We start from the raw sequence: 20,528 nt of genomic DNA, 5'->3' as shown, positions 1-20,528 counted from the left end.
AGTTTAGCTCGGTGTTAAATTTATTATCTGGGAACTTGCTTTAGCTGTGATTGTTTCAGTTTGCGAGTTAGCAAGAGTAAAGTTTGCGAGGCAGAGATTAGCGTAGTGCTTAATTTATCTTGTAGGAACTTGCTTTAGCTGTGATTATTTGAGTTAGCAAGTTGGCAAAGTTAAATTTCGAAAATGAGAAAGTAAAAAGCCAGTTGTTTATACTAACAACTGGCTTGTTTTATTGTAGTAAAATGATTACTGCTTTAAATCTATGTTATAAAGGGCAAAACCATTTTCATCGAGCATCAACGGTGAGGTTGGGCTAACGGCTGGTAGTGCTTGTGCAATGTCAGCTACTTCATCAAGTGGTGATGTTCTAAACACCACATTTAACTGTGTCTGAGTTGTGACTGTGGCAAAACGCCAATTGTTATCTGCTGAAGGGTCAATACTTCCTTCAGAGCTGTTGGCTGCTTCATTAATGATGTAGCTTCTAAGCACTCCACGGTTTTCGTCTGGCCCTTCGAATGTTTCACGGCTAGTGCCATCTATCGCGGGGAAATTACCGCCGCCTGAAGCGCGGTAGTTATTTGTGACGATTAAAAACTCTGCATCTAAATCAATTGCTTCACCATTGTATTGTAAGTTGGTAATGCGTGAGTTGTCTGCATTCACTAAGTTACCATCATTGTCATAACGCTTAGGCTGAGTTACATCAATTTCAAAGGTGACACCATCAATAATATCAAAGTTAAATGATGGGAATGTTGTATCGAGTAAATTTTGCTGTTCACTGCTAGTAATATCAATTTGATTAAATTGACCAGCAGAGCGCTCTAACCACTCTTTTACATCACTACCTGTAACACGTACCATACGAATCGTATTTGGGTAAACATAGAGACTCACTGTGTCTAATAGTGCAATATCACCGGCTTTAACGTTTGTGTAGTCTTCAATACCATTGCGGCCGGCTCTAAAAGGAGCGGCTGCAGATAGTACCGGCAACCCATCAAGTTCTGTACCTTGAATAAATGCTTGGCCCCAGGCTATTTGAGCATCAGAGACAATTTGAATGGAAGGATCGTCTTGTACGAGGGCAAAAAAGCTATAAATCGGTGCAGAAATTTTTGCAAAAGGTTCGCTAACCCACTCAATGGTTGCTGTATGTTCAAGTTCTATGGCTGCTGCGACGTCTGTATCGGCTGCAGCTAAGTCTACAAAGTTACCATTTTCATCAGTACCGCTAATAGCCCGGTTTTCAACACTTGAACTCACAACTTGCCAACCACCGTCTTTGATAGGATCAATGACTAAGTCGATGACCCCTAAATGATTACCAAAAAAGCCCGGCATGATAGCAGGAACACCGTTTAGTTTTCCGTTGACGTTATCAATTCCTGCATATTCAAACCCGTCATATGCTGTATCGCCCGGAAATACTCTGTGGTTATGGCCAAATAAAATAGCATCAATATCAGGCACAAGTGATAAGTACAGAGCTGTATTTTCTGCTAAATCCTCTTTTGCACTGGCAGTTAGACCTGAGTGAGGGATAGCAATAATAATATCAGCCCCTTCAGCTTTCATTTGTGGAATGAATTTTTCAGCGGTTTGTACTATGTCTTTTGCAATAACCTTTCCTTGAAGGTGGGCATTATCCCATTGCATGATTTGTGGAGGGGTTAAGCCTAAATAACCAATCTTTATTGTTTGTTCATTATTATTTTCATCTAAAACAATTTTCTCTTGGATATAATAAGGCGTGTAACGGTTTTCGTCGTTAGCTTCATTATCATCGCCATCATCAATATAGACATTTGCGTTCACGTAAGGGAAATCAGCGCCTTGTAATGTTGCATCTAAAAACTCTAAACCAAAGTTAAACTCATGGTTACCTAAATTTGCCACGTCGTAATCAAGCAAATTCATTGCTTTATACACAACATGAGTCGCACCATTTAAAATGTCGTCTTTGCGAATGATTGCCTCATAATCACCTAGTGGACTATTTTGAATTAAATCACCGTTATCAATCAGCACGCTATTTTGCACCTCATTGCGTGCTTCTTTAATTAATGTGGCTGTGTTTACAAAACCAAGCGTTTCAGATGGCGCTTGTGCAAAGTAGTCATAGTTAGATAAATACATATGTATATCAGTGGTTTCCATGACTCTTAATTTAACAGTTGTAGGTGATTGCTGGTCATCATTATCATCGTTTACACAGGCAGTTAATGACAGTGCGACACTTAACGCCAGTGCTGTTTTAAGGTGTTTCTTTGCTAGGTTTATTGCTTTCATGATTGTTCCGTGTGTTTTTAAGGAGCAATCAGCTTAGGCTATAATTGTTAAAGTCTAATGACGTTAAAATAGGAAAAATATTAATAATTTAAATGACTTAGAATAAAATAGGTACTGGATAAAGCATATTGCTGATGAGCATGTTCTTGATGCCGCTATTTTCTCACTGTTCTTTTTCTAAATATATTAGGTTGCCAGCCCCAATGCAGAGCGCTGAGCCTTAAAAAAACGGTGACAAAGAGCGAGCCAATAATACACCACATGTAATTTACTTCTAATAAAAACAATGCTGCATAGGTGAGGCCACCACCAAAACAGGTGGTGGAATACAGTTCGTCGCGCATTACAAGGGGCATTTCACGACATATCACATCACGCATTAGGCCACCAAAAATCCCCGTGGTCATGCCCATGGTGAGAGCAACAATCATAGTTGTGCCTTCTATCAGGGCTTTTTCAATGCCAACTATATTGAAAATAGCCATACCAATAGCATCTACAAGCAGCATGTAATAGTTAGATACATCTGGCAGGTAGCGAATAAACATTACAGCCGCAAAAATTGAGCCATAGGTGGCATATAAATAGGTAGGATCTGAGATCCAAAACACGGGTTGATTAAGTAATATATCGCGTAATGTACCGCCGCCCAACGCAGTAACGGTACCAACCACAACAACGCCAAAGCCCCCTATATCTTTATCATGCCCAAGTAATGCGCCCGATATAGCAAAAAAGGCCACACCAATTAAACTTAAAAAATTAAAGTACTCAGCAGTCACGAGGCTATCCTTCGCAGGTTAATTTATACCGATTGAGCTTAGCTACTATCATCTTTATAGTTGCTGAATAAAAGTAGTGCAGCTTAACCTGACAAATGGGATAACTACTTCAGGTAATCAACAACTAACTGAGTCATAGACTCTACTCCTAATTGTAACGCCTTTTCGTCAGCATAAAACTGAGGTGAATGGTTACTTGGCGCTGTTTTAGCATCCTGACCTTTTGGTGTTACGCCTAAAAAGTAAAACAAACCGGGTACCTCAAGGGCGTAATAGCTAAAATCTTCTGCGCCGGTGATCAAATCAGTGGTAATGAGATTCTCAGCGCCAGCCACTTTCGCTAACGTGGGTGTCATTTTTTGGGTGAGTTGAACATCGTTAACGGTCACAGGATAGCCATGATCAATGTGTACATCGGCTGTAGCGCCAGCTGATTCCGCAACTAATTCGGCGGTTTTCGCTAACCGTGTTTTAATATCGGCTCGCATTATTTGATCAAAGGTGCGAATGGTGCCAATAAGCTCAACATTATCTGGGATAATATTTGAGCGGACGCCACCATTGATTGCTCCAAATGAAATAACCGAAGGCGCTTTAGTGACATCGACTTGGCGTGAAGAAATAGTTTGCGTTGCCATTATAATTTGTGATGCTGTAACAATTGGGTCAACCCCATTCCAAGGGCGAGAGCCATGAGTTTGTCGACCTTTTACATTGATGGTGAACGAGTCCTCACTGGCCATAAGAGGCCCTTCACGAAAGCCAATTTGGCCGGTATTTAGCGAGCTAGTTACATGAAGGCCAAATACTGCATCAGGTTTTTGTTTAAAAAGGCCTTGTTTTAGCATTAACTCGGCACCGCCTTCTTCACCTTCAGGAGCACCTTCTTCAGCTGGTTGAAATACAAATAATACGTCACCAGCTAATTCGTCTTTAATTTTCACTAATGACTCTGCGACTGCCATCAATATTGCTACGTGGTTGTCATGGCCACAGGCGTGCATTACTCCGACTTTGTTGCCGCGATAGGTTGAGGTTTGCGTTGAGGCAAAAGATAAATCAACTTGTTCAGTAACGGGCAGGGCATCCATGTCAGCGCGTAGTGCAACAAGCGGGCCTTTTTTTCCACCTTTTAATTTGGCTACCACGCCGGTATGGGCAATACCGGTTTGAACTTCAAGGCCAAGGGATTTTAAATGTTGAGTAACATATTTCGCGGTTTCAAACTCGCGGTTACTCAGCTCTGGATATTGATGTAAGTGCCGGCGCCACGTAATTACTTTTTCACTAACGCTCGCATTAGCGCTTTTTAGCGCCGTATTGAGCTCGCTAGCGAAGGTGGGGCAGGCAAGTGTTGTGAATAATAAACTACTATAAATAACTTTGTGAAACATGCAGATCCCTTTTATTATTAATGTATTAATATCAATGTAGTGCAAACCATGATTAATGAACAGGACCGTAAGATAATTTACCAAGGAAACTGGTTTACCCAGTGCAGCGAACAGCTACAAAATGAATTGTTATTACACGCCAAAGTGGTTGAGTTAAATTCGGGTGAATCTTTATTTTTACGTGGTGATAAAAATTGCGGACTGTATTGTGTGATCAGTGGTGCAGTGAGAGTAAGCGGGGCGAATAGTGAAGGGAAAGAAGCTGTTCTGAGCTTTATTCCACAAGCTGTATGGTTTGGTGAAGTAGCGCTATTTGATGGTGGCACTCGTACGCACGATGTTTATGCTCAAACAACACTTAGGCTGGTTCATATAACCGAGCGTACGTTAAATGTTTTACTTAATAATCACCCCGAATATTGGCGTGACTTTGGGGTGTTATTGTCACAGAAGATGCGTTTGTTGTTTTCGTCTTTAGAAGACCATGCTTTACTTTCTGCCAAGCAAAAGGTGTGTAAATGCCTGTTAATGTTAGCGACCTTTGATACTGGCTCATCAAAAATCTACCTTACCCAACAACAGCTTGCTGATATGACTTATTTAACGAGACAAACTATCAATCAGATTTTACAAGATTTGAGTAAACACACGGCAATTACTTTGCATTATCAATGTATCGATATTATTGATAAGCCAGCGTTAGAAGCTATCCTAAATTCGACCCTATAAATGAAACTTTGGCTTCATAATTGCTTTATCTAGCTAACTAGCTGAATAGATGAGAGCACTTAAGTCATGACTGCAATTACATTTTCCAACCAATATCGTTCAGAGCCTTATACAGCACCGCCTCAACCTTCAATTAGCGTGCCACCAAAACCAACAGAACAAATAGAAAAGGCGGCAATGACTAGCCAACCCGACCTTGCCAGTCAATTAAAGCAGCCAAGTTATGATAAAAGTTTTCTCGAAGAAGCAAAGGAAGCGCTTGTTTATCAACGTTTAGGTGTAGATAAACAAAAAATAGATGAAATAAAAGCCCAAATCGAAGAGTTAGCAGAGCAAATGCAGCAACAAGACGCGGATACTGAGACGCTACAGGCAAAAATGCAAGCGTTACAAAGTATGCTTGAGCAAGAGTATCAAAAAGGAAGAGAGCGCTTAGAGCAAGCACCAGAGCATGAAAAAGGTAAAGTTATCAGTGCGTTTGTTTGAAATGTAAAATTCCCGACATTGTTGCCTTGATCTATTTGCTACAGTTTGTCCGAGTATAATATTGAATGAGAACGTTATGAAAACATTACAACAGCAATTAGGCACTTACGCTTTGTATCACCGTTCAAAGCGAAACGTACTGACTCACTTTTTTGGTATTCCCTTGATTGTTTATGCAGTACTGTGTTTATTTGCACGTATTGAAATACCTATCGCGGGAATTGTGCTAAATGCAGCGCAGTTAATTGTTTTTGCTAGTGTGGTTTATTATTTAATGCTCAGTATTTCATTAGGCCTAATTATGGCTTTACTACTGGTTTTACTGAGTTTAGCCGCTGTTTCGATTGCACAGTTAAGCTTTAGAGATTGGTTGGTTATTAGTATTGGTTTATTTGTAATTGGGTGGCTGTTGCAATTTATAGGTCATTACTTTGAAGGAAAAAAGCCTGCATTTGTCGACGATATAGTTGGCTTAATTATTGGCCCGCTATTTGTGCTTGCAGAAGCATTATTTTTAATTGGGTTTTATAGCGAGTTAGAAAAACAGATCAGTGCTATAGCTGGCCCCAGCAAACCTTAAAAGGATCAGCATGAATTTCAACCAAAAACAGTGTGGATCACCGGAGCCTCATCGGGAATAGGCAAAGAGCTTGCAATGCAGCTGGCTGCAAAAGGTGCGAATATTATTCTCAGTGCACGAAGTGTAGATAAATTAGAACAACTAAAAGCACAATTGCCAGCGGGTGAACATAAAGTTATTGCCCTTAATTTGTCGCAACCAGAACACGTGTACGAGTATGCAAAAAGCGCTATTAATGAAATAGGTAAGGTCGATATTTTAATTAATAATGGTGGAGTATCTCAACGCAGTTTGTTCTTAGAGAATGATTTTTCTGTTTATCGACAATTAATGGAAGTGAATTATTTTGGTTTAATTGCACTAACGAAGGCGGTATTACCTACTATGGTTGAGCAAGGCTGCGGCTCTATTGTGGCTATTAGCAGTGTGGCGGGTAAAGTGGGGTCTAAGTTCCGTACAGGCTATTCAGGTAGTAAATATGCTGTTGTAGGCTTTATGGATTGCTTACGAGCTGAGGTTGCAGATAAAAACATTCATTGTTTAACTATTTGCCCTGGCTCTATTAAAACCGCCATCGCACATAATTCACTTAATGAACATGGGGTTGCGCAAAATAAGCCTGAATATTCAATCGAAAATGGCATGGATGTTTCTATAGCTGTAAGTAAGATGATAGCAGCCATTGCGAAACAAAAAGATGAGGTGGTTGTTGGTCAGGGGCTAAGTGGTTGGGCACCGACAATAAAACGTTTTTTCCCTGGGCTTTTTAATCGCTTAACGGCAAAAAAAAATTATAAATAAAGGAGTAACTAAAGTTACTCCTTCACCTAAAATGGCAGTGACAAGTTCTTACCTTCACTCATATAAAGGTCATCATACCTAAGTCCGCCGTTACCGTATGGCTTTTTCTTCGGGCCAGTGTTGCAGTTAGCTAAAAAGTAAATTAACGGCTTTTCTCGCTTCATCCTAAACGTCGCATTTTTATATACTAATGTTTGCTCAGCAAATTCACCACCTTTGACATACACATTATATTGTTGTCCACCTTCACTTACAGGGGCATTATTTACCACATACCAAATTTCATACCAGTGGTTGGGTGCTAGTGGCTTTGCTGATTGCGATAGGGCGTAATTTTGTATATTGCTATAGCCTGAGTCCGTTTTGACCATTAACGCACCATCATTTTTAAACCCGTTAGACTCTGCTTTGTCGGTGACACGTAAGGTGGCTTCAAAAGCATCATATCCGTGTTTTTTGATGTGTTCAGGTGTTAAGTTGCTTAGTCCAAACGCGTGATTGTTAGGAAAGCTTTCAACATTGATGCGGGTATAAAAAGTCACAGTTTCGCCTACTTCGACTTGTTTTGGTAAAGGGTAAAAGCTAAGTGCTTTACGGTTACCGACAACCCCATCTGCGGCTGGTTTCTTTATTAAATAATGATTGGTTTTTGGCAACGTTTGTTCGGTTCTAATTTCGGTTATTTGTGGGTTGCTAATCCTTGGCTTAGTGTCATTTTGGGTATCCGCTTTTGTCCAATTAAGCGTGTTGCTTTCGAAATTATCGATTAACAACCATTGCGATTGCGCTTGTGCATAGGGTGTTAAAGTAACAAGCGTACTAAACGCGATAGATATATATAGTTTCATAATTATTCTCTCAATAAAGAAAGGCGAAGCCTAAAAATTAAGACTTCGCCTTTGCACTCACACTCAATATTGTTAATACGCAGAGGGAGAAGAACTACGCATTAATTGTGTATTAGAACTTAGCACGAATACCTAAGCTGTAACGACGGTCAGCTTCTGTATATTTCCATGCACCACCTAGTTCAGATAGGTAGATAGATGGCTCACCTGTTAAGTTTGTGGCACTACCTACTAAAGTGAAGTTTTCATTGATATCCCAGCTTGCTGAAAAATCTAATTGGCCACGGTCATCACGGTAGTTGTTACCGTAGACTGTACCTTCTTCTGCGATACTGCCGGTTGAATTGATATTCTCAACACGTTTTTCATTTTCTGTATCTAAGAAGCTGTCACGATAGTTGTAAGCAAGGCGCGTTGAAACACCTTCGTATTCCCAAAATAGTTGTATGTTGTAGGTATTTTTAGAAATATCTAATAACGGGTTACCATTTGGTTGTTCACTATCCGCATAGGTATAGTTTGCATTGATACCTAAACCCGAAAATGCGCCAGGTAAGCTGGTGAAGAATTGTTGATAACCTACTTCAAAGCCATTTACTGTGCCATTTTCACCATTAATGTTTTTTACGGTATCAATACCTGTTAGACCTTGGTCACGTAAGTTTTCAACATGGGCAAAACCATCTGCATCAACAGGGTAGTCGGTTGCATCAGAGTAAACCATGTTTGATTGCGAAACGCCGGCAGTATCAAGTTGGCATACTTGGTTCCACTGAGTAACGTTTTGACCCGTCACAGTGCCAGAGTCTGCAACACAGCTGCTTTCATTACTTAAGAATGATTCAACATCTTTGTAGAAAACAGCAAACGAAAGTACGTTACCTTCACCAAAGTAGTGCTCTACAGATAAGTCATATTGTGTTGCGCGGTATGGTTCTAAGTCGATAGAGCCTTGAGTTGCACCTGTCATATCATTGTTTACATCAAAAGCAGGGCTTAACTGGTTAAAGTCAGCACGGCGCATTACTTTTGCCGCTGCAAAGCGGAACAATGTATCTTCAGAATAGTTGTAAGTCGCGTTGATGCTTGGTAAAAAGTCGCTGTAGTCATTTTCACCGGTGATCTTTTCACCATTTAAGTACACGCTAGACTCTAAATCAGTTGTTACATAACGACCACCAACAATGGCTGTAATGTAGTCAAAATCTAGGTACGCCGACACATAAATCGCGGCAGTATCTTCAACAACATTTCGGTATGCGCTTTCTTGGAATTCTTTATTATCAGCAAGAGAACCTGTTGTTGCTAAGTTTGTACCTGCAAGAAGCGTTTGTAACTGATCAAATGTATTTGAAGCGTCTGATAACCCATTGTAGGTTAAAAACGTTAATAAGTCGTTTTGACCAGATTGACCTAATTGGTCAAATGAATTGTCATGACTCATTACGGTGAAACTATCAGGAAATACTTCGTTATAATCATCAGTCCAAATTGTTGCTTGTGAACCATCTGAGTTATTAAATGCATTTTTGTAGATATCTTTGATTTCTACCTTGTATTGCTCATATTCAAAATCACGGTTAGTAGCACGCACACCCGCCTTCACTTTAGAGAGCCAGCTTACGTTTAGCGGTTCAAACATTTCAATATCAAAACGAACTGCTGTTTCTTCATTATCAGTGAGTCTGTCTTCTGTTTTAAAGGTACGCAATGCTAAGTTTTGCGGATCAGTAAATGCGGTAGGATCTGAATGAATAATGCTTGGCAATTGGTTACCTATTTGTGAAAAAGCACCATCATAAAGGTGGTTCACTAAATCAACACCGCCACTTGCTTCGTAGGTTGATTTTTCAATAGGGCGTAAAGTGAATTCTGAATCAGGTCGTACACTTTCAGAAGACGCAATAGCAATCTCACCAGAAATTTTAATTGAGTCAGTTAAGTTCCATTCTGCACCTAATGCATTAGAAAAAGATTCAGTATCACGGAAATCACTGTATGCTTTTGGAATAGCAAATTCATTCGTTAGGGTGTAGTTGTTTACACCGTTAGCATCTTGTGTTGTGTTGGCGTCAGTAGAAAGTGAACCTACAACACCTAATATTGAATTACCAGATTGCTCACCTGAGCGCTTGGTTCCACTTAGGTCAAGATAAACCATACCATTGCCAGATTCAGGCGCCCATTGTAACGATAAGGCTAGTGCAGTTCTTTCACGGTTTTCTACGTATTGCTCTATGCTGTGTTCGTCACGGACAATTGCGTTACCACTTGGTGTGTTACCCGGCTCACCGTTAATTTCAATATCTTGTGGTTTAACACGGCTAGAGTGTTCGTCTTGACGGATCTCACGATCTTGATAAGAGATCATGGCGATAGCACCAAATGAGCCTGCATCGCCTAAGTCCCAGTTATCACCAATTGAGCCACTAAAAATAGGCGCTACATTTTCTGTTTTATCAGCATATTCTGCGTCAAGTGACATAGCAGCAGTTAGTTTATCTAACTCAAGTGGGCGCACAGTTTTAAGACTAACGGTACCACCTAATGCCCCTTCAATCATGTCTGCAGTTGGAGACTTAACAACCTCAACAGTTTTTAGAAAGCTCGAAGGGTAATCCTGTAAGCTGATACCGTCACGTGAGTCACCCACTGTAGAGCGGCCATTTAACTCAACACGGTTTTGTGGTAAACCACGAATAGAAACGCTGTCACCAACACCAAAATCACTGTTGATTGAAACACCAGTAATACGTTGTAGCGCTTCTGCAATGTTATTGTCAGGTAACTTACCAATATCTTCAGCAACAATGGCGTCAACAATACGGCCATCTGTACGCTTTATAAGTGAGGCTGCTTTAAGGCTACCTAAAATACCTCTTACCTCAATAACTTCAAATTCGTTGTCGGCACTTGCTTGTTGTTCTTGGTTTTCTTCTGCAGCAAATGCTGATGTAGATAGCATAGCAACAAGGGCTGCACCTAACATTGTCGTGCTACGGTTAGACATTAAGCTTTTATTGTAAAGTACGGAACTTATTTTATTTAATTTAATATTCATGCCGATCTCTTATAGGTTGTGTGTGTTAAAACATGTTGAAATCACGTTATTACCAATTTAATTCTTGGTGTCTTAATTGTGATTGGTTTAAATGTAGCCAATGGTACAGGGTCTTGTCAACCAAAAGGTTAACCAATTGTGATTATTTTGTTCTTACATTAGACTTATTGGTAATATGTTAATAATCACCTAGCTGCAGTATGGTGTTTTGGCTCTCTAGGCAAATTACTGTTAGGCTGCGGTTTATACTGGCATTAGTCGTTTTAGACTTGCACCTAATGTGGTTAGCACTTAAAGTGTCAGAATGTTGTAAAAAAAGTAATAAGTTAAAATGAGTCAAGAACAAACTACACAAGCAAAAGAATTAACGGCTGAAGAGCAAGCACAAGCCCAGCAACAAAGTGTTATGTGGCAAAGAGAATGTTTTCAAAATGCACAAAAGCATTTGGCGGAAAAAGGTGTTATGCCGCAAAGCCTAGTTGAAAAAGAAAGCCGATTTATTGCACCCTTGTGTGCGTTGTGGAAATTTAAAGCACAAGACGGCAAGAAATATTGGGTAATTACTGGGCGGTTACCTACCGATCACGCCCATGAAAGTGCAGCAGAAAACCCTAGGGATGCGTTGCGTTATTTCTCGTTACAGTGGCAATTAAAAGCTGATCAAATAATGCAATCAGGCGCAGTAGATAAAACTAAAGTCGATTTTGCTAATCTTTTAATTAATCGCGCCCATGGTATTTACGAAATGTATGAAAAAGATCATCTGTGGACGAATGAACCAAGCTGATTTAGCACAATTGTATATGATAAAGCGAGCTTAATAGCTCGCTTTTTAATGCACTAAAGTAAATGGTTTAGTGTCAAACTGATTAATAGGGCATTGCATTCGTTGGCGGGGGATACCGGCTTCCATAAAAACGATACCTTGTTGTTCGAAACCATTTTGTTTAAAGCGCTCTACCTCGTTTAATATGCAGTTTATGCTTACGCTATCATAACCTTGTTGTTGTGCTAAATTGACAATGTAAGTTAATAGGGATTTATACACTGAGCGGTTACGATGCTCGGGTAAAACAGCAATTCGACCAATTAAGCCATCACTACATAAGCGCCCAGTTGCAACAGGTGTTTGACAATCATCAGTAACAAGCACATGCAATGCGTTGCAATCTAGGTTATCAAACTCTATGTGTTTGGGTATATGTAGTTCACAAACAAATACCCGCTCTCTGATTTGTTGTAGTAAATCCTTACCTGTATTCCACTCTACCTTGTCGATATGATAGCTCATAGAAACCTACCTTTAGCAAAACCAAATGCCCTCATTTAACAGTGTAGTAAAGGTTTGTATAAAAAATAAACTATTTTTTGAACTATTTAATTCATCGCCTGTCACGTGAATTTGATCTGTGAGGCATTTTACAGCTGATAAGTCATCAAGTGGTAAATTATAATTTTGTCCATTAACACTTAAAATTATTTCGTTTTCAAATACTTGATAAACAGCGCGGGTGCCGCCTAAGCGTTCAAAAAGGGTATCTGTATCGTGCATTAATTGTTCGACATCAGCTGGGCTATAAGCCTGCTCAGGGGGCATTAAATCCATTTCATGTTTTGGCTGACTAACGGTTGTACCTAACCAGGTTTTGAAGAGGGTGTCATTATCAAGTAGAGATTGAATTAATTGTTTTACTTGGTCTGCTTCAGCTTGAATAAGCTCACCTTTTGATGCTCTTAATGCTAATTGTTGATCGCTATAACGGGCATTACCTGCTTCGGTATCGATAATATGATCAGCAAAACTTGACAGTAAATCTTGTTGGTTTGGCGCTCTAAAACCCACAGAGTAATTAAGGGCATTTTCAACTGCATAGCCTTCGTGAGGGCAGCCAGGCGGAATATATAAAATATCACCAGGTTCTAAAATGCAATCAATAACGCCAGGGAATTGCTCAACCTGTAGCAAGGAGTTATTTTGCGCAAACTGTTTTAAATTGCTGTCAGGCATGCCAACACGCCAATGCCTTTTTCCTTCTCCTTGGATAATAAATACGTCGTATTGATCTAAATGAGGACCTACACCACCACCGGGTGTGGAAAAGCTGATCATTAAATCATCGATACGCCAGTTAGGAATAAACCTAAAGGGCTCTAATAATTGCGCTGCATCAGGATGCCAATGGTCAACCGCTTGTACTAACAGGGTTGAGTTTTGTTCGGTCAGTAATTCAAAATCTTCAAAAGGGCCATGGTGTGCTAACCATTCGTTGTTATGGTTAGTGACAATACGCGATTCAATACTTTCTTCAACGGCTAGGCCTGCAAGTTCATTAGCATCAAGTGGGTCTTCAAAATCAGTAAAACCTTGTTTGATCAACAGTGGCTTTTTTTGCCAATATTGAGATAAAAATTCTTGTTCAGTTAGGTTGTTTATCGTTAATTGATACATGATGACCACCACTCGATAGGAATAAAAAAAGCGAAAGGGTGACCTTTCGCTTTATAAACATTTTAGCTATAAGCTTTATGCTAAGTTATCAATAAACTCAACAGCACGACCAATATAGTTAGCCGGTGTTAGTTTTTTCATTTCGACTTTCGCTTCTTCTGGTAAATCTAAACCATCGATAAACTCAGCCATAATTTCTTGATTAACACGCTTACCACGGGTTAAGTCTTTTAGCTTTTCATATGGCTTTTCGATGCCATATTTACGCATAACCGTTTGAATTGGCTCTGCAAGAAGTTCCCAGTTTTGATCTAGCTCTTCTAGTAAACGTTGTTCATTTACTTCAAGTTTGCTTACACCTTTAAGCGTTGATTGGTATGCAATAAGAGCATAACCCATACCTACACCTAAGTTACGTAATACTGTTGAATCAGTAAGATCACGTTGCCAACGAGAAACTGGTAGCTTTTGCGCAAGGTGACCAAAAATTGCATTAGCAAGACCTAAGTTACCTTCTGAGTTTTCAAAATCAATCGGGTTAACTTTATGTGGCATTGTTGAAGAGCCAATCTCACCGGCAATAGTTTTTTGCTTAAAGTGATTAAGCGCAATGTATCCCCATGCATCACGGTCAAAATCTAATAATACAGTGTTAAAACGTGCAATCGCATCAAATAACTCTGCAATGTAATCATGGGGTTCAATTTGTGTGGTAAACGGGTTGAAGGTTAAACCTAGGCTAGTAACAAATTGTTCTGCATGGTTATGCCAATCATAATCAGGGTAGGCGCTAAGGTGCGCATTGTAGTTACCTACAGCACCGTTAATTTTACCTAGCATTTGAACTTGAGCAATTTGGTCGCGTTGACGCTTTAAACGCATATACACGTTAGCAAATTCTTTACCCATAGTAGATGGGGTTGCTGGTTGACCATGGGTACGGGTCATCATTGGCACAGCTTTATACTCAATTGCTTTTTCTTTCAACGCATCAAGTAATTGGTCGCAGTAAGGTAATAGTACACTATCACGTGCTTCGGTTAGCATTAATCCATGAGACAAGTTATTAATGTCTTCAGACGTACATGCAAAATGAATAAACTCATTGATGGCATGGAGCTCAGCGTTATCTGCTACTTTTTCTTTTAGTAAGTATTCAACAGCTTTAACGTCATGATTGGTAGTACGTTCAATGTCTTTTACGCGCTGTGCGTCTGCTTCACTGAAGTTATCAACTATTGCGTTAAGTAAAGCGTTCGCTTCATCGCTAAATGCCGGTACTTCTTTAATGGCATCAGCAGCTGCTAGCGCTTGTAACCAACGAACTTCCACTGTTACACGGTATTTGATTAAGCCAAATTCGCTGAAAATACTGCGTAGTTCAGTGGTTTTGCTGCCGTAGCGACCATCCACCGGAGAGATAGCTGTTAAAGCTGAAAGCTCCATAATAACTCCTAAATTTTAGTTTTGAACGATAATTAAATATGGTTTTTTGCAATGGCGATAATTTTTCGTTTTGCTAAGAAAAAGTGACGGCGTTTACCGCCCATTTGTCGCCATAGTACTGCACTGCGAATACCTGCCAATAATAGCGCACGTATTTTGTGTTGTACTAATTGCTGTTTTAGTAAATCAGGTTTGCCATAAACCTGAATTCGGTGCCCAAGGGGGCTAAGCACCTTTGAATAAATATCTGCAAGCGCCGCTATAACGGTGTCATCTGTAATGGCAAAGTGATCAAGACGACGTTTAATATCATCAATACTCTTGCCAAGCTCTGCCAAGCTTGTTGATTTTGCGCTGAGTGCACGCTCAAGCTGCATTAAACCGCCAACATACTTGACGATTTCAACATCTTTTTTTTCACCAGCGCTGAGTTGCTCTAATAAACATTGATAACCCGCACGTAAATTTGCTGTACCTTGATATACATCTGCAGGTGAATCAGGTGTCGTTTCTACAATACTTGAAAGTAACTTTTCAAGTTCATAATCATTACTACTGCCGTATTGCGCTATTTTTTGTACTTGTCTGGCAACTTGGCACATTGCAGCCAGTGCCATAACTTGGTGTTCATTCATTATTTGATCACCGAATCTATGATCCCACCACCAAGACATACTTCGTTGGCGTAAAAAACAGCTGATTGCCCCGGAGTAACTGCTTTTTGCGGCTCATCAAAAAGAACCCGAGCAAGGCCATCATCACCAACTAGCAGCGTACAGTTTATATCTTCTTGGCGATAACGAGTTTTTACAGTACAACGTGTGGTGCCTTTCGGGCCAACTCTATCAACCCAATGCAATTGGTTAGCATTTAAGCCGTTACTGTATAGGCGAGGGTGATCTTTACCTTGTCCTACAATAAGTACGTTACGTTCAATATCTTTATCAACTACGTACCAAGGCTCACCTGAACCTTCTTTCATTCCACCTATTAACAAGCCTTTACGCTGGCCAAGAGTGTGGTACATTAGGCCTTCATGTTCACCGACATTATTGCCTTCGGTGTCTTCGATAACACCAGGTTGAGCGGGTAAGAACTTTTGTAAAAAGTCTTTAAACTTTCGTTCGCCGATAAAGCAAATACCGGTGCTGTCTTTTTTATCATGTGTGATCAGATCTTGTTCTTCTGCGATGTGACGCACCTCAGGTTTGGCAATGTCGCCAACCGGAAACAATGTTTGAGCAATATGTTCATGGCTAAGTGTATATAAAAAGTAGCTTTGGTCTTTATTATCATCAAGACCACGGCACATAACATATTTATCATCACGTAGTTCGCGACGAACGTAGTGACCTGTTGCGATATAATCAGCACCTAATGCACCTGCGGCAAATTCTAAAAATGCTTTGAATTTGATTTCTTTATTACACATGATGTCAGGGTTAGGAGTACGACCTGCTTTGTATTCAGCTAAGAAATATTCAAATACGTTATCCCAGTATTCAGCTGCAAAGTTAACCGTATGTAGTTCAATGCCAAGCTTGTCACACACTGCTTGTGCGTCTTTTAAATCTTCAGCGGCCGCACAATACTCATCATTATCGTCTTCTTCCCAGTTTTTCATAAACAGGCCTTCAACTTGATAGCCTTGTTGCTTTAAGAGATAAGCAGATACTGAAGAATCAACACCGCCGGACATACCAACGATGACTTTAACGTGACTATTTTCGCTCATGAATTATTTCGCTTATACAGGTTACTGTCATTAACACTACTAACCACACGTTAATATGTAGGTGCAGTATAGCTACACATAACTTATGGATTAAGAAAGGCCGCGATTATAGCATGCAAACAAGAAATCTAGCCACCCAAAATATAAGTTTTGTAAATACCATTGCATGGCTATTTAGCAGCATTTTTGCAAATAACAAAGCGTGGGTTTGATTGAGAATTAATTCTGCTGTTTAGATAAAAGAATTAGATTAAAAGCAATAATCATCTAAAATGATTATAAAGAGAGCGTTGTGGTTATGTATATGTGCACATTAAGCCTTTTATGATTTGCGCTTATAGCGTTTTCAAATTTATAGCTTGATGAATAACTCGTATGACTTCTTAGTAATTTAATGATTAATTATGCTGGTAGTTGTCTTTGTGTGTATTAAATTACTAGGCTTTCGCTATGAAGTAGTGTTTTTATGCAAAGATTTGTAAAGGTGGTGTTTGATAAACTTTATTTTTGCGAATATTGATAATTTATAGCGTCAGGTTTTGCTTGGTAAAATTTGTTTGTAACGTGTTCAAGTTGGATTTACACCCTCAAAGGGGATTTTGACTAAAGTCAGGGTATTAAATGGATTCTATTTTTATTAAACAATCACTGTGTGCACTTATTGAGTATTTTTGTAGGGATGAGTGTGAAAAAATTAAGCTCAATGCCGCGAATGTAAACAGTGATTTGAGAAAAAAAGCATATTCACTATTTGAAAATCGCATAACAAGTAGTTTATACAATAAAGAATTAATTAATGATATTAATTCGTTATTCAATGGGTTGAAACAGCAAGTGATGAGTAAATCGCCTCAGCACGGGTTACTTGTTGAAATACTGCATAACTGGTGGCATGAGTGGGCTTATGTCTATTTGATGCAAAGTAAAGTTGTTACGAACTTACCTGTTGAAATCCAAAATGTAACGCATCTTACTCATGGAAATACCCAGCCGCTTAGGCAACATGAGCTCAGTCATTATGCCAATTTGTTCACTCAAGTACCGATCCCATTATGTAATGTTAGTACGGTAACGGGGGATATAATCAGGATCAATCAACGGTTCGTTGATGTGTTTGGTTATACCATTGAGGATGTGCCGACACTTGAAATTTGGTGGCTTAAAGCATACCCAGATCCTACTTATCGAAAGTGGGTACTTGAAACGTGGCAATCAGCCGTAGAGTTTGCGAAAAACCACGCCACAGATATTCAACCAAAACATTACCAAGTAACCTGTAAAAATGGCCAAACCATTACCATGGAAATTTCAGGTATCGCGATTGAAAATGAATTTTTAGCGATTTTCAAAGATGCCACTCAACAGATTGCCGCTGAAGATATTTTGCGTGACATGGCATTTTTAGATTCACTCACCCAAATAGCGAATCGTCGACGATTCGACGAAAAAATAGTACAAGAGTTTAATAAGGCTATACAGAATAACGAACCGCTTTCAATTTTGTTAATCGATATAGATTTCTTCAAAAATTATAATGATAGCTATGGTCATTTAGCAGGGGATGAATGTTTATTTCAAGTTGCGCAATCTATATGTAGCGCAGCAAGCGAAAATGACGATTTTGTGGCGCGTTACGGTGGCGAAGAATTTGTGGTTATATTACCAAGCAGTCAACGAGAAAGGGCGTATCGCGTAGCTGAAAAAATACAGCAAGAGCTTAAAACGTTGAGTTTGCCGCATAAATTTGGTGAAACCAACGAAGTTACTGTCAGTATAGGAATAAATACGATTCACTCTGGCTCACTAAGAGCGAATTATATTCAGTTTTTGGAAGGCGCTGATAAGGCTTTGTACAAAGCTAAGCAACAAGGACGAAACAGCATCGCTTATATTGACTAAGCGATGCGCTTATTTACTCACCTTGGATTAACTGGTAATTCCCGTTTTTAATGTTATCCAACGTATATTGACCAATCTTATAACGAATTAACCGTAGTGTTGGGTAACCAATGTGCGCTGTCATGCGCCGAACCTGACGGTTTCTACCTTCGGTGAGTGTAATGCTTAACCAGCTAGTAGGAATGTTTTTGCGCTCACGAACTGGGGGCGTGCGTGGCCATAAATGGGGTGGTTGTAAACGTTCTACTTTGGCTGGCAAAGTCATGCCATCTTTAAGTTTTACACCGCTAGAGAGGGCTTCAATTGCTTCATCGGTAGGTTCTCCTTCTACTTGCACCCAGTATGTTTTGCTGGTTTTCTTATTCGGTGCCGTGAGTGTGTTTTGTAGTTTTCCACAATTGGTTAGCAGTAACAGGCCTTCGCTATCTCTATCTAATCGCCCCGCAGCATAGACTCCTTTTATATCGATATAATCAGCCAAGGTTTTGCGGTTATCTTCATCTGTGAATTGACATAACACATCAAAAGGTTTGTTAAATAAAACTATTTTACGTTCTGCCAATGGAATTTGTGGTTTTATTTCACGCTTAGAGGTCGACTGAGCAGGTTTAGTGTTACGGCGAGTTAAGTCTCTATTAAAGTTTCTGCCACTACTACGACGTTGGTTGGGTTTATTGCCTGTCATTGTTATATGCACCGGGCCGGTTTTGGTAAGCCAGCAATTTTTGTTGCTTGCTTAGCCGGGCCTTTGGGAAATAGTTTGTACAAATAAATACTGTTGCCTTTATCTTCACCAAGGGCTTTAGCCATGGCTTTGACTAACATTCTAATAGCAGGACTGGTGTTGTATTCAAGGTAGAAGTCACGAACAAAGTTTATAACTTCCCAGTGTTGCTCCGTCAGTGTAATGTTTTCTTGCTCGGCTAAAATAGGGGCGAGCTCTGGAGTCCAATGCTGATGGTCTAGCAAATAGCCTTGTTTATCAGTTTCAATATGTTGCTGGTTAAATTCTAACATAAGTTACCAAGTGATAGATTGAGTGGTTGAGAGCGTTAATGCGACAAAATCGGTGTAATCCAGACCCTCATCGGGTTGTGAAATTATGACATTTCGGGCTGATGCGTCTTCAGTTAACACTAATAATTTAGCTGCTAGCTGGCGATATAGTGCAATTGAAAAGCAGGCGTCACTGACTAACAAGACTTTGTCATCCGATTGAATTAAATTAGCAATTCGCGCATTGTCGTAATAGCTAATGGGCTTGGAAAAAATATGTAAAGTACTCATAAATTGATTACCTGTTGCTGCTGAGCAATTAATTTACTTTGTGCTTTAAAATCTAATGCCTTTGCATCAATGAGCAAATCATTTATATCTAGGTTGTAGTCAATAAGGGACTTCTCACACACATAGATATTCTCAACATCGTAAATTTCGAGGGTTTTAATGCTCTTAAAATAGTTCTTTAAACCCAGCGATTCAGGTTTTTGCTGTTTTTTTAACGCAAGTACTGCTGGGCCTGTAAATAACCAGCTAATGTTCTGCTCAATTGCAGCAAAAATTAAGGTCATATCAAGGGCGTCACGTATATGTAAATCATCAAAAGGGCTATGTTGGCTTAGTACTAAAACGTTAATCATTTAAATTGCACCCATTTATCGGCTTCACTGGCAAGCATGGCAAATTCAGCAAGCCCTGCAACAGTAAATACATTGGGCGTGGCGATGTTAAGTCCGCGCTTTTCTGCAGCAGTGACACAGAGAATTAAATTAATACCGTGTTGATGTAATTCTTGCCACAAAGAATTAATAGCGAGCTCGTCGGTAGCTAAATTAATCGACTCGCTGGCGTGATAAACGCCTTGCTGGTATAAAAATATCGCATCTATACTGTGGCCTTGCTGTAAACATGCCGTAGCGAATTTATATAAACGTTGTGTGGTGTCGTGATCTGATGGTGCGCTATGCAGTGAAAGTACAAATCTTGCCAAAACTGATCCAAAAAAAAGCCCCTAAAGAGGGGC

The 20,528-nt window shown here is 39.7% G+C and carries 20 protein-coding genes and 1 pseudogene; 6 read left to right on the top strand and 15 right to left on the bottom strand.

The genetic code is table 11. From position 1 onward, the window contains the following. Positions 1–246 precede the first annotated feature (246 nt). The 3 genes from NQT69_RS02360 to NQT69_RS02350 all read right to left on the bottom strand — a co-directional run bounded on the left by NQT69_RS02360 (position 247) and on the right by NQT69_RS02350 (position 4,471). Positions 247–2,295, bottom strand: coding sequence for a bifunctional 2',3'-cyclic-nucleotide 2'-phosphodiesterase/3'-nucleotidase (locus NQT69_RS02360; protein ID WP_256826103.1), 2,049 nt, complete (start codon positions 2,293–2,295; stop codon positions 247–249). A gap of 155 nt (positions 2,296–2,450) precedes the next feature. After that, positions 2,451–3,077 (bottom strand): trimeric intracellular cation channel family protein, encoded by a 627-nt coding sequence (locus NQT69_RS02355; protein ID WP_256826102.1) that lies wholly within the window; start codon positions 3,075–3,077, stop codon positions 2,451–2,453. A gap of 104 nt (positions 3,078–3,181) precedes the next feature. Then, on the bottom strand, positions 3,182–4,471 hold the full coding sequence (locus NQT69_RS02350) for an amidohydrolase (protein WP_256826101.1): 1,290 nt from the start codon (positions 4,469–4,471) through the stop codon (positions 3,182–3,184). Positions 4,472–4,519: 48 nt separating this feature from the next. On the opposite strand from NQT69_RS02350, the gene NQT69_RS02345 reads away from it, so the two are divergent. The 4 genes and pseudogenes from NQT69_RS02345 to NQT69_RS02330 all read left to right on the top strand — a co-directional run. Then, a complete protein-coding gene (locus NQT69_RS02345; RefSeq protein ID WP_256826100.1) occupies positions 4,520–5,200 on the top strand; it encodes a Crp/Fnr family transcriptional regulator in 681 nt (226 codons plus the stop codon). 66 nt (positions 5,201–5,266) lie between these two features. Next, positions 5,267–5,686 carry a hypothetical protein gene (locus NQT69_RS02340; protein ID WP_256826099.1) on the top strand — a complete coding sequence of 140 codons (420 nt, stop codon included), beginning with the start codon at positions 5,267–5,269 and terminating at the stop codon, positions 5,684–5,686. Between the two features lie 76 nt (positions 5,687–5,762). Continuing rightward, on the top strand, positions 5,763–6,266 hold the full coding sequence (locus NQT69_RS02335; protein ID WP_256826098.1) for an Mpo1 family 2-hydroxy fatty acid dioxygenase: 504 nt from the start codon (positions 5,763–5,765) through the stop codon (positions 6,264–6,266). 12 nt (positions 6,267–6,278) lie between these two features. Continuing rightward, positions 6,279–7,067: pseudogene (locus tag NQT69_RS02330) on the top strand (SDR family oxidoreductase); the annotation flags it as partial. A 26-nt stretch (positions 7,068–7,093) separates the two neighbouring features. Here NQT69_RS02330 and NQT69_RS02325 read toward each other — a convergent pair. Both NQT69_RS02325 and NQT69_RS02320 read right to left on the bottom strand, forming a co-directional pair. Continuing rightward, positions 7,094–7,915 (bottom strand): hypothetical protein, encoded by an 822-nt coding sequence (locus NQT69_RS02325; RefSeq protein ID WP_256826097.1) that lies wholly within the window; start codon positions 7,913–7,915, stop codon positions 7,094–7,096. A 112-nt stretch (positions 7,916–8,027) separates the two neighbouring features. After that, complete coding sequence (locus NQT69_RS02320; RefSeq protein WP_372822930.1) at positions 8,028–10,880, bottom strand: TonB-dependent receptor; 2,853 nt, start codon at positions 10,878–10,880, stop codon at positions 8,028–8,030. A gap of 427 nt (positions 10,881–11,307) precedes the next feature. On the opposite strand from NQT69_RS02320, the gene NQT69_RS02315 reads away from it, so the two are divergent. After that, positions 11,308–11,763: a DUF4826 family protein gene (locus NQT69_RS02315; protein WP_256826096.1), complete on the top strand. Its 456-nt coding sequence runs from the start codon at positions 11,308–11,310 to the stop codon at positions 11,761–11,763. Positions 11,764–11,808: 45 nt separating this feature from the next. Here the strand turns inward: NQT69_RS02315 and NQT69_RS02310 are convergent, their stop codons facing one another. The 5 genes from NQT69_RS02310 to mnmA all read right to left on the bottom strand — a co-directional run bounded on the left by NQT69_RS02310 (position 11,809) and on the right by mnmA (position 16,606). Then, on the bottom strand, positions 11,809–12,267 hold the full coding sequence (locus tag NQT69_RS02310; protein ID WP_256826095.1) for a GNAT family N-acetyltransferase: 459 nt from the start codon (positions 12,265–12,267) through the stop codon (positions 11,809–11,811). A 12-nt stretch (positions 12,268–12,279) separates the two neighbouring features. After that, positions 12,280–13,425, bottom strand: a complete 1,146-nt coding sequence (locus NQT69_RS02305; RefSeq protein ID WP_256826094.1) for a cupin domain-containing protein — start codon at positions 13,423–13,425, stop codon at positions 12,280–12,282. 75 nt (positions 13,426–13,500) lie between these two features. Continuing rightward, the gene (purB, locus tag NQT69_RS02300) at positions 13,501–14,871 is read right to left on the bottom strand and encodes an adenylosuccinate lyase (protein ID WP_256826093.1); all 1,371 of its coding nucleotides are present in this window, start codon (positions 14,869–14,871) and stop codon (positions 13,501–13,503) included. A gap of 32 nt (positions 14,872–14,903) precedes the next feature. Then, positions 14,904–15,506 (bottom strand): high frequency lysogenization protein HflD, encoded by a 603-nt coding sequence (gene hflD, locus NQT69_RS02295; protein ID WP_256826092.1) that lies wholly within the window; start codon positions 15,504–15,506, stop codon positions 14,904–14,906. Next, positions 15,506–16,606, bottom strand: a complete 1,101-nt coding sequence (gene mnmA, locus NQT69_RS02290; RefSeq protein WP_256826091.1) for a tRNA 2-thiouridine(34) synthase MnmA — start codon at positions 16,604–16,606, stop codon at positions 15,506–15,508. Before mnmA ends, hflD begins: the two co-directional genes overlap by 1 nt. A 621-nt stretch (positions 16,607–17,227) precedes the next feature. On the opposite strand from mnmA, the gene NQT69_RS02285 reads away from it, so the two are divergent. Continuing rightward, positions 17,228–18,505, top strand: a complete 1,278-nt coding sequence (locus tag NQT69_RS02285; RefSeq protein WP_256826090.1) for a diguanylate cyclase — start codon at positions 17,228–17,230, stop codon at positions 18,503–18,505. Between the two features lie 13 nt (positions 18,506–18,518). Here the strand turns inward: NQT69_RS02285 and NQT69_RS02280 are convergent, their stop codons facing one another. Genes NQT69_RS02280 through tusD form a run of 5 tightly spaced genes read right to left on the bottom strand, consistent with a single transcriptional unit; the run spans position 18,519 to position 20,495 of the window. After that, entirely contained in the window at positions 18,519–19,190 is a 672-nt protein-coding gene (locus tag NQT69_RS02280; protein ID WP_256826089.1) for a pseudouridine synthase, read from the bottom strand. A gap of 2 nt (positions 19,191–19,192) precedes the next feature. After that, positions 19,193–19,522, bottom strand: coding sequence for a TusE/DsrC/DsvC family sulfur relay protein (locus tag NQT69_RS02275; RefSeq protein WP_256826088.1), 330 nt, complete (start codon positions 19,520–19,522; stop codon positions 19,193–19,195). Positions 19,523–19,525: 3 nt separating this feature from the next. Beyond that, positions 19,526–19,792, bottom strand: coding sequence for a DsrH/TusB family sulfur metabolism protein (locus tag NQT69_RS02270; protein ID WP_256826087.1), 267 nt, complete (start codon positions 19,790–19,792; stop codon positions 19,526–19,528). Then, positions 19,789–20,145 carry a sulfurtransferase complex subunit TusC gene (tusC, locus tag NQT69_RS02265; protein WP_256826086.1) on the bottom strand — a complete coding sequence of 119 codons (357 nt, stop codon included), beginning with the start codon at positions 20,143–20,145 and terminating at the stop codon, positions 19,789–19,791. The genes NQT69_RS02270 and tusC overlap by 4 nt, the downstream gene beginning before the upstream one ends. Further along, a complete protein-coding gene (tusD, locus tag NQT69_RS02260) occupies positions 20,142–20,495 on the bottom strand; it encodes a sulfurtransferase complex subunit TusD (RefSeq protein WP_256826085.1) in 354 nt (117 codons plus the stop codon). The genes tusC and tusD overlap by 4 nt, the downstream gene beginning before the upstream one ends. Between the last annotated feature and the right edge of the window lie 33 nt (positions 20,496–20,528).

The organism is Pseudoalteromonas shioyasakiensis (genome assembly GCF_024518675.1).
Classification (GTDB): Bacteria; Pseudomonadota; Gammaproteobacteria; order Enterobacterales; family Alteromonadaceae; genus Pseudoalteromonas; species Pseudoalteromonas shioyasakiensis_B.
This window is presented reverse-complemented; position numbering and strand designations above follow the sequence as displayed.

Coding starts and splice junctions, on each gene's coding strand:
- NQT69_RS02320 (WP_372822930.1), bottom strand. CDS start 10,880: ATGCTATCTACATCAGCATTTGCTGCAGAAGAAAACCAAGAACAACAA.
- NQT69_RS02315 (WP_256826096.1), top strand. CDS start 11,308: ATGAGTCAAGAACAAACTACACAAGCAAAAGAATTAACGGCTGAAGAG.
- purB (WP_256826093.1), bottom strand. CDS start 14,871: ATGGAGCTTTCAGCTTTAACAGCTATCTCTCCGGTGGATGGTCGCTAC.
- NQT69_RS02345 (WP_256826100.1), top strand. CDS start 4,520: ATGATTAATGAACAGGACCGTAAGATAATTTACCAAGGAAACTGGTTT.
- NQT69_RS02270 (WP_256826087.1), bottom strand. CDS start 19,792: ATGAGTACTTTACATATTTTTTCCAAGCCCATTAGCTATTACGACAAT.
- NQT69_RS02285 (WP_256826090.1), top strand. CDS start 17,228: ATGGATTCTATTTTTATTAAACAATCACTGTGTGCACTTATTGAGTAT.
- NQT69_RS02280 (WP_256826089.1), bottom strand. CDS start 19,190: ATGACAGGCAATAAACCCAACCAACGTCGTAGTAGTGGCAGAAACTTT.
- NQT69_RS02360 (WP_256826103.1), bottom strand. CDS start 2,295: ATGAAAGCAATAAACCTAGCAAAGAAACACCTTAAAACAGCACTGGCG.
- NQT69_RS02275 (WP_256826088.1), bottom strand. CDS start 19,522: ATGTTAGAATTTAACCAGCAACATATTGAAACTGATAAACAAGGCTAT.
- mnmA (WP_256826091.1), bottom strand. CDS start 16,606: ATGAGCGAAAATAGTCACGTTAAAGTCATCGTTGGTATGTCCGGCGGT.
- NQT69_RS02305 (WP_256826094.1), bottom strand. CDS start 13,425: ATGTATCAATTAACGATAAACAACCTAACTGAACAAGAATTTTTATCT.
- tusC (WP_256826086.1), bottom strand. CDS start 20,145: ATGATTAACGTTTTAGTACTAAGCCAACATAGCCCTTTTGATGATTTA.
- NQT69_RS02335 (WP_256826098.1), top strand. CDS start 5,763: ATGAAAACATTACAACAGCAATTAGGCACTTACGCTTTGTATCACCGT.
- NQT69_RS02340 (WP_256826099.1), top strand. CDS start 5,267: ATGACTGCAATTACATTTTCCAACCAATATCGTTCAGAGCCTTATACA.
- NQT69_RS02310 (WP_256826095.1), bottom strand. CDS start 12,267: ATGAGCTATCATATCGACAAGGTAGAGTGGAATACAGGTAAGGATTTA.
- NQT69_RS02325 (WP_256826097.1), bottom strand. CDS start 7,915: ATGAAACTATATATATCTATCGCGTTTAGTACGCTTGTTACTTTAACA.
- hflD (WP_256826092.1), bottom strand. CDS start 15,506: ATGAATGAACACCAAGTTATGGCACTGGCTGCAATGTGCCAAGTTGCC.
- NQT69_RS02350 (WP_256826101.1), bottom strand. CDS start 4,471: ATGTTTCACAAAGTTATTTATAGTAGTTTATTATTCACAACACTTGCC.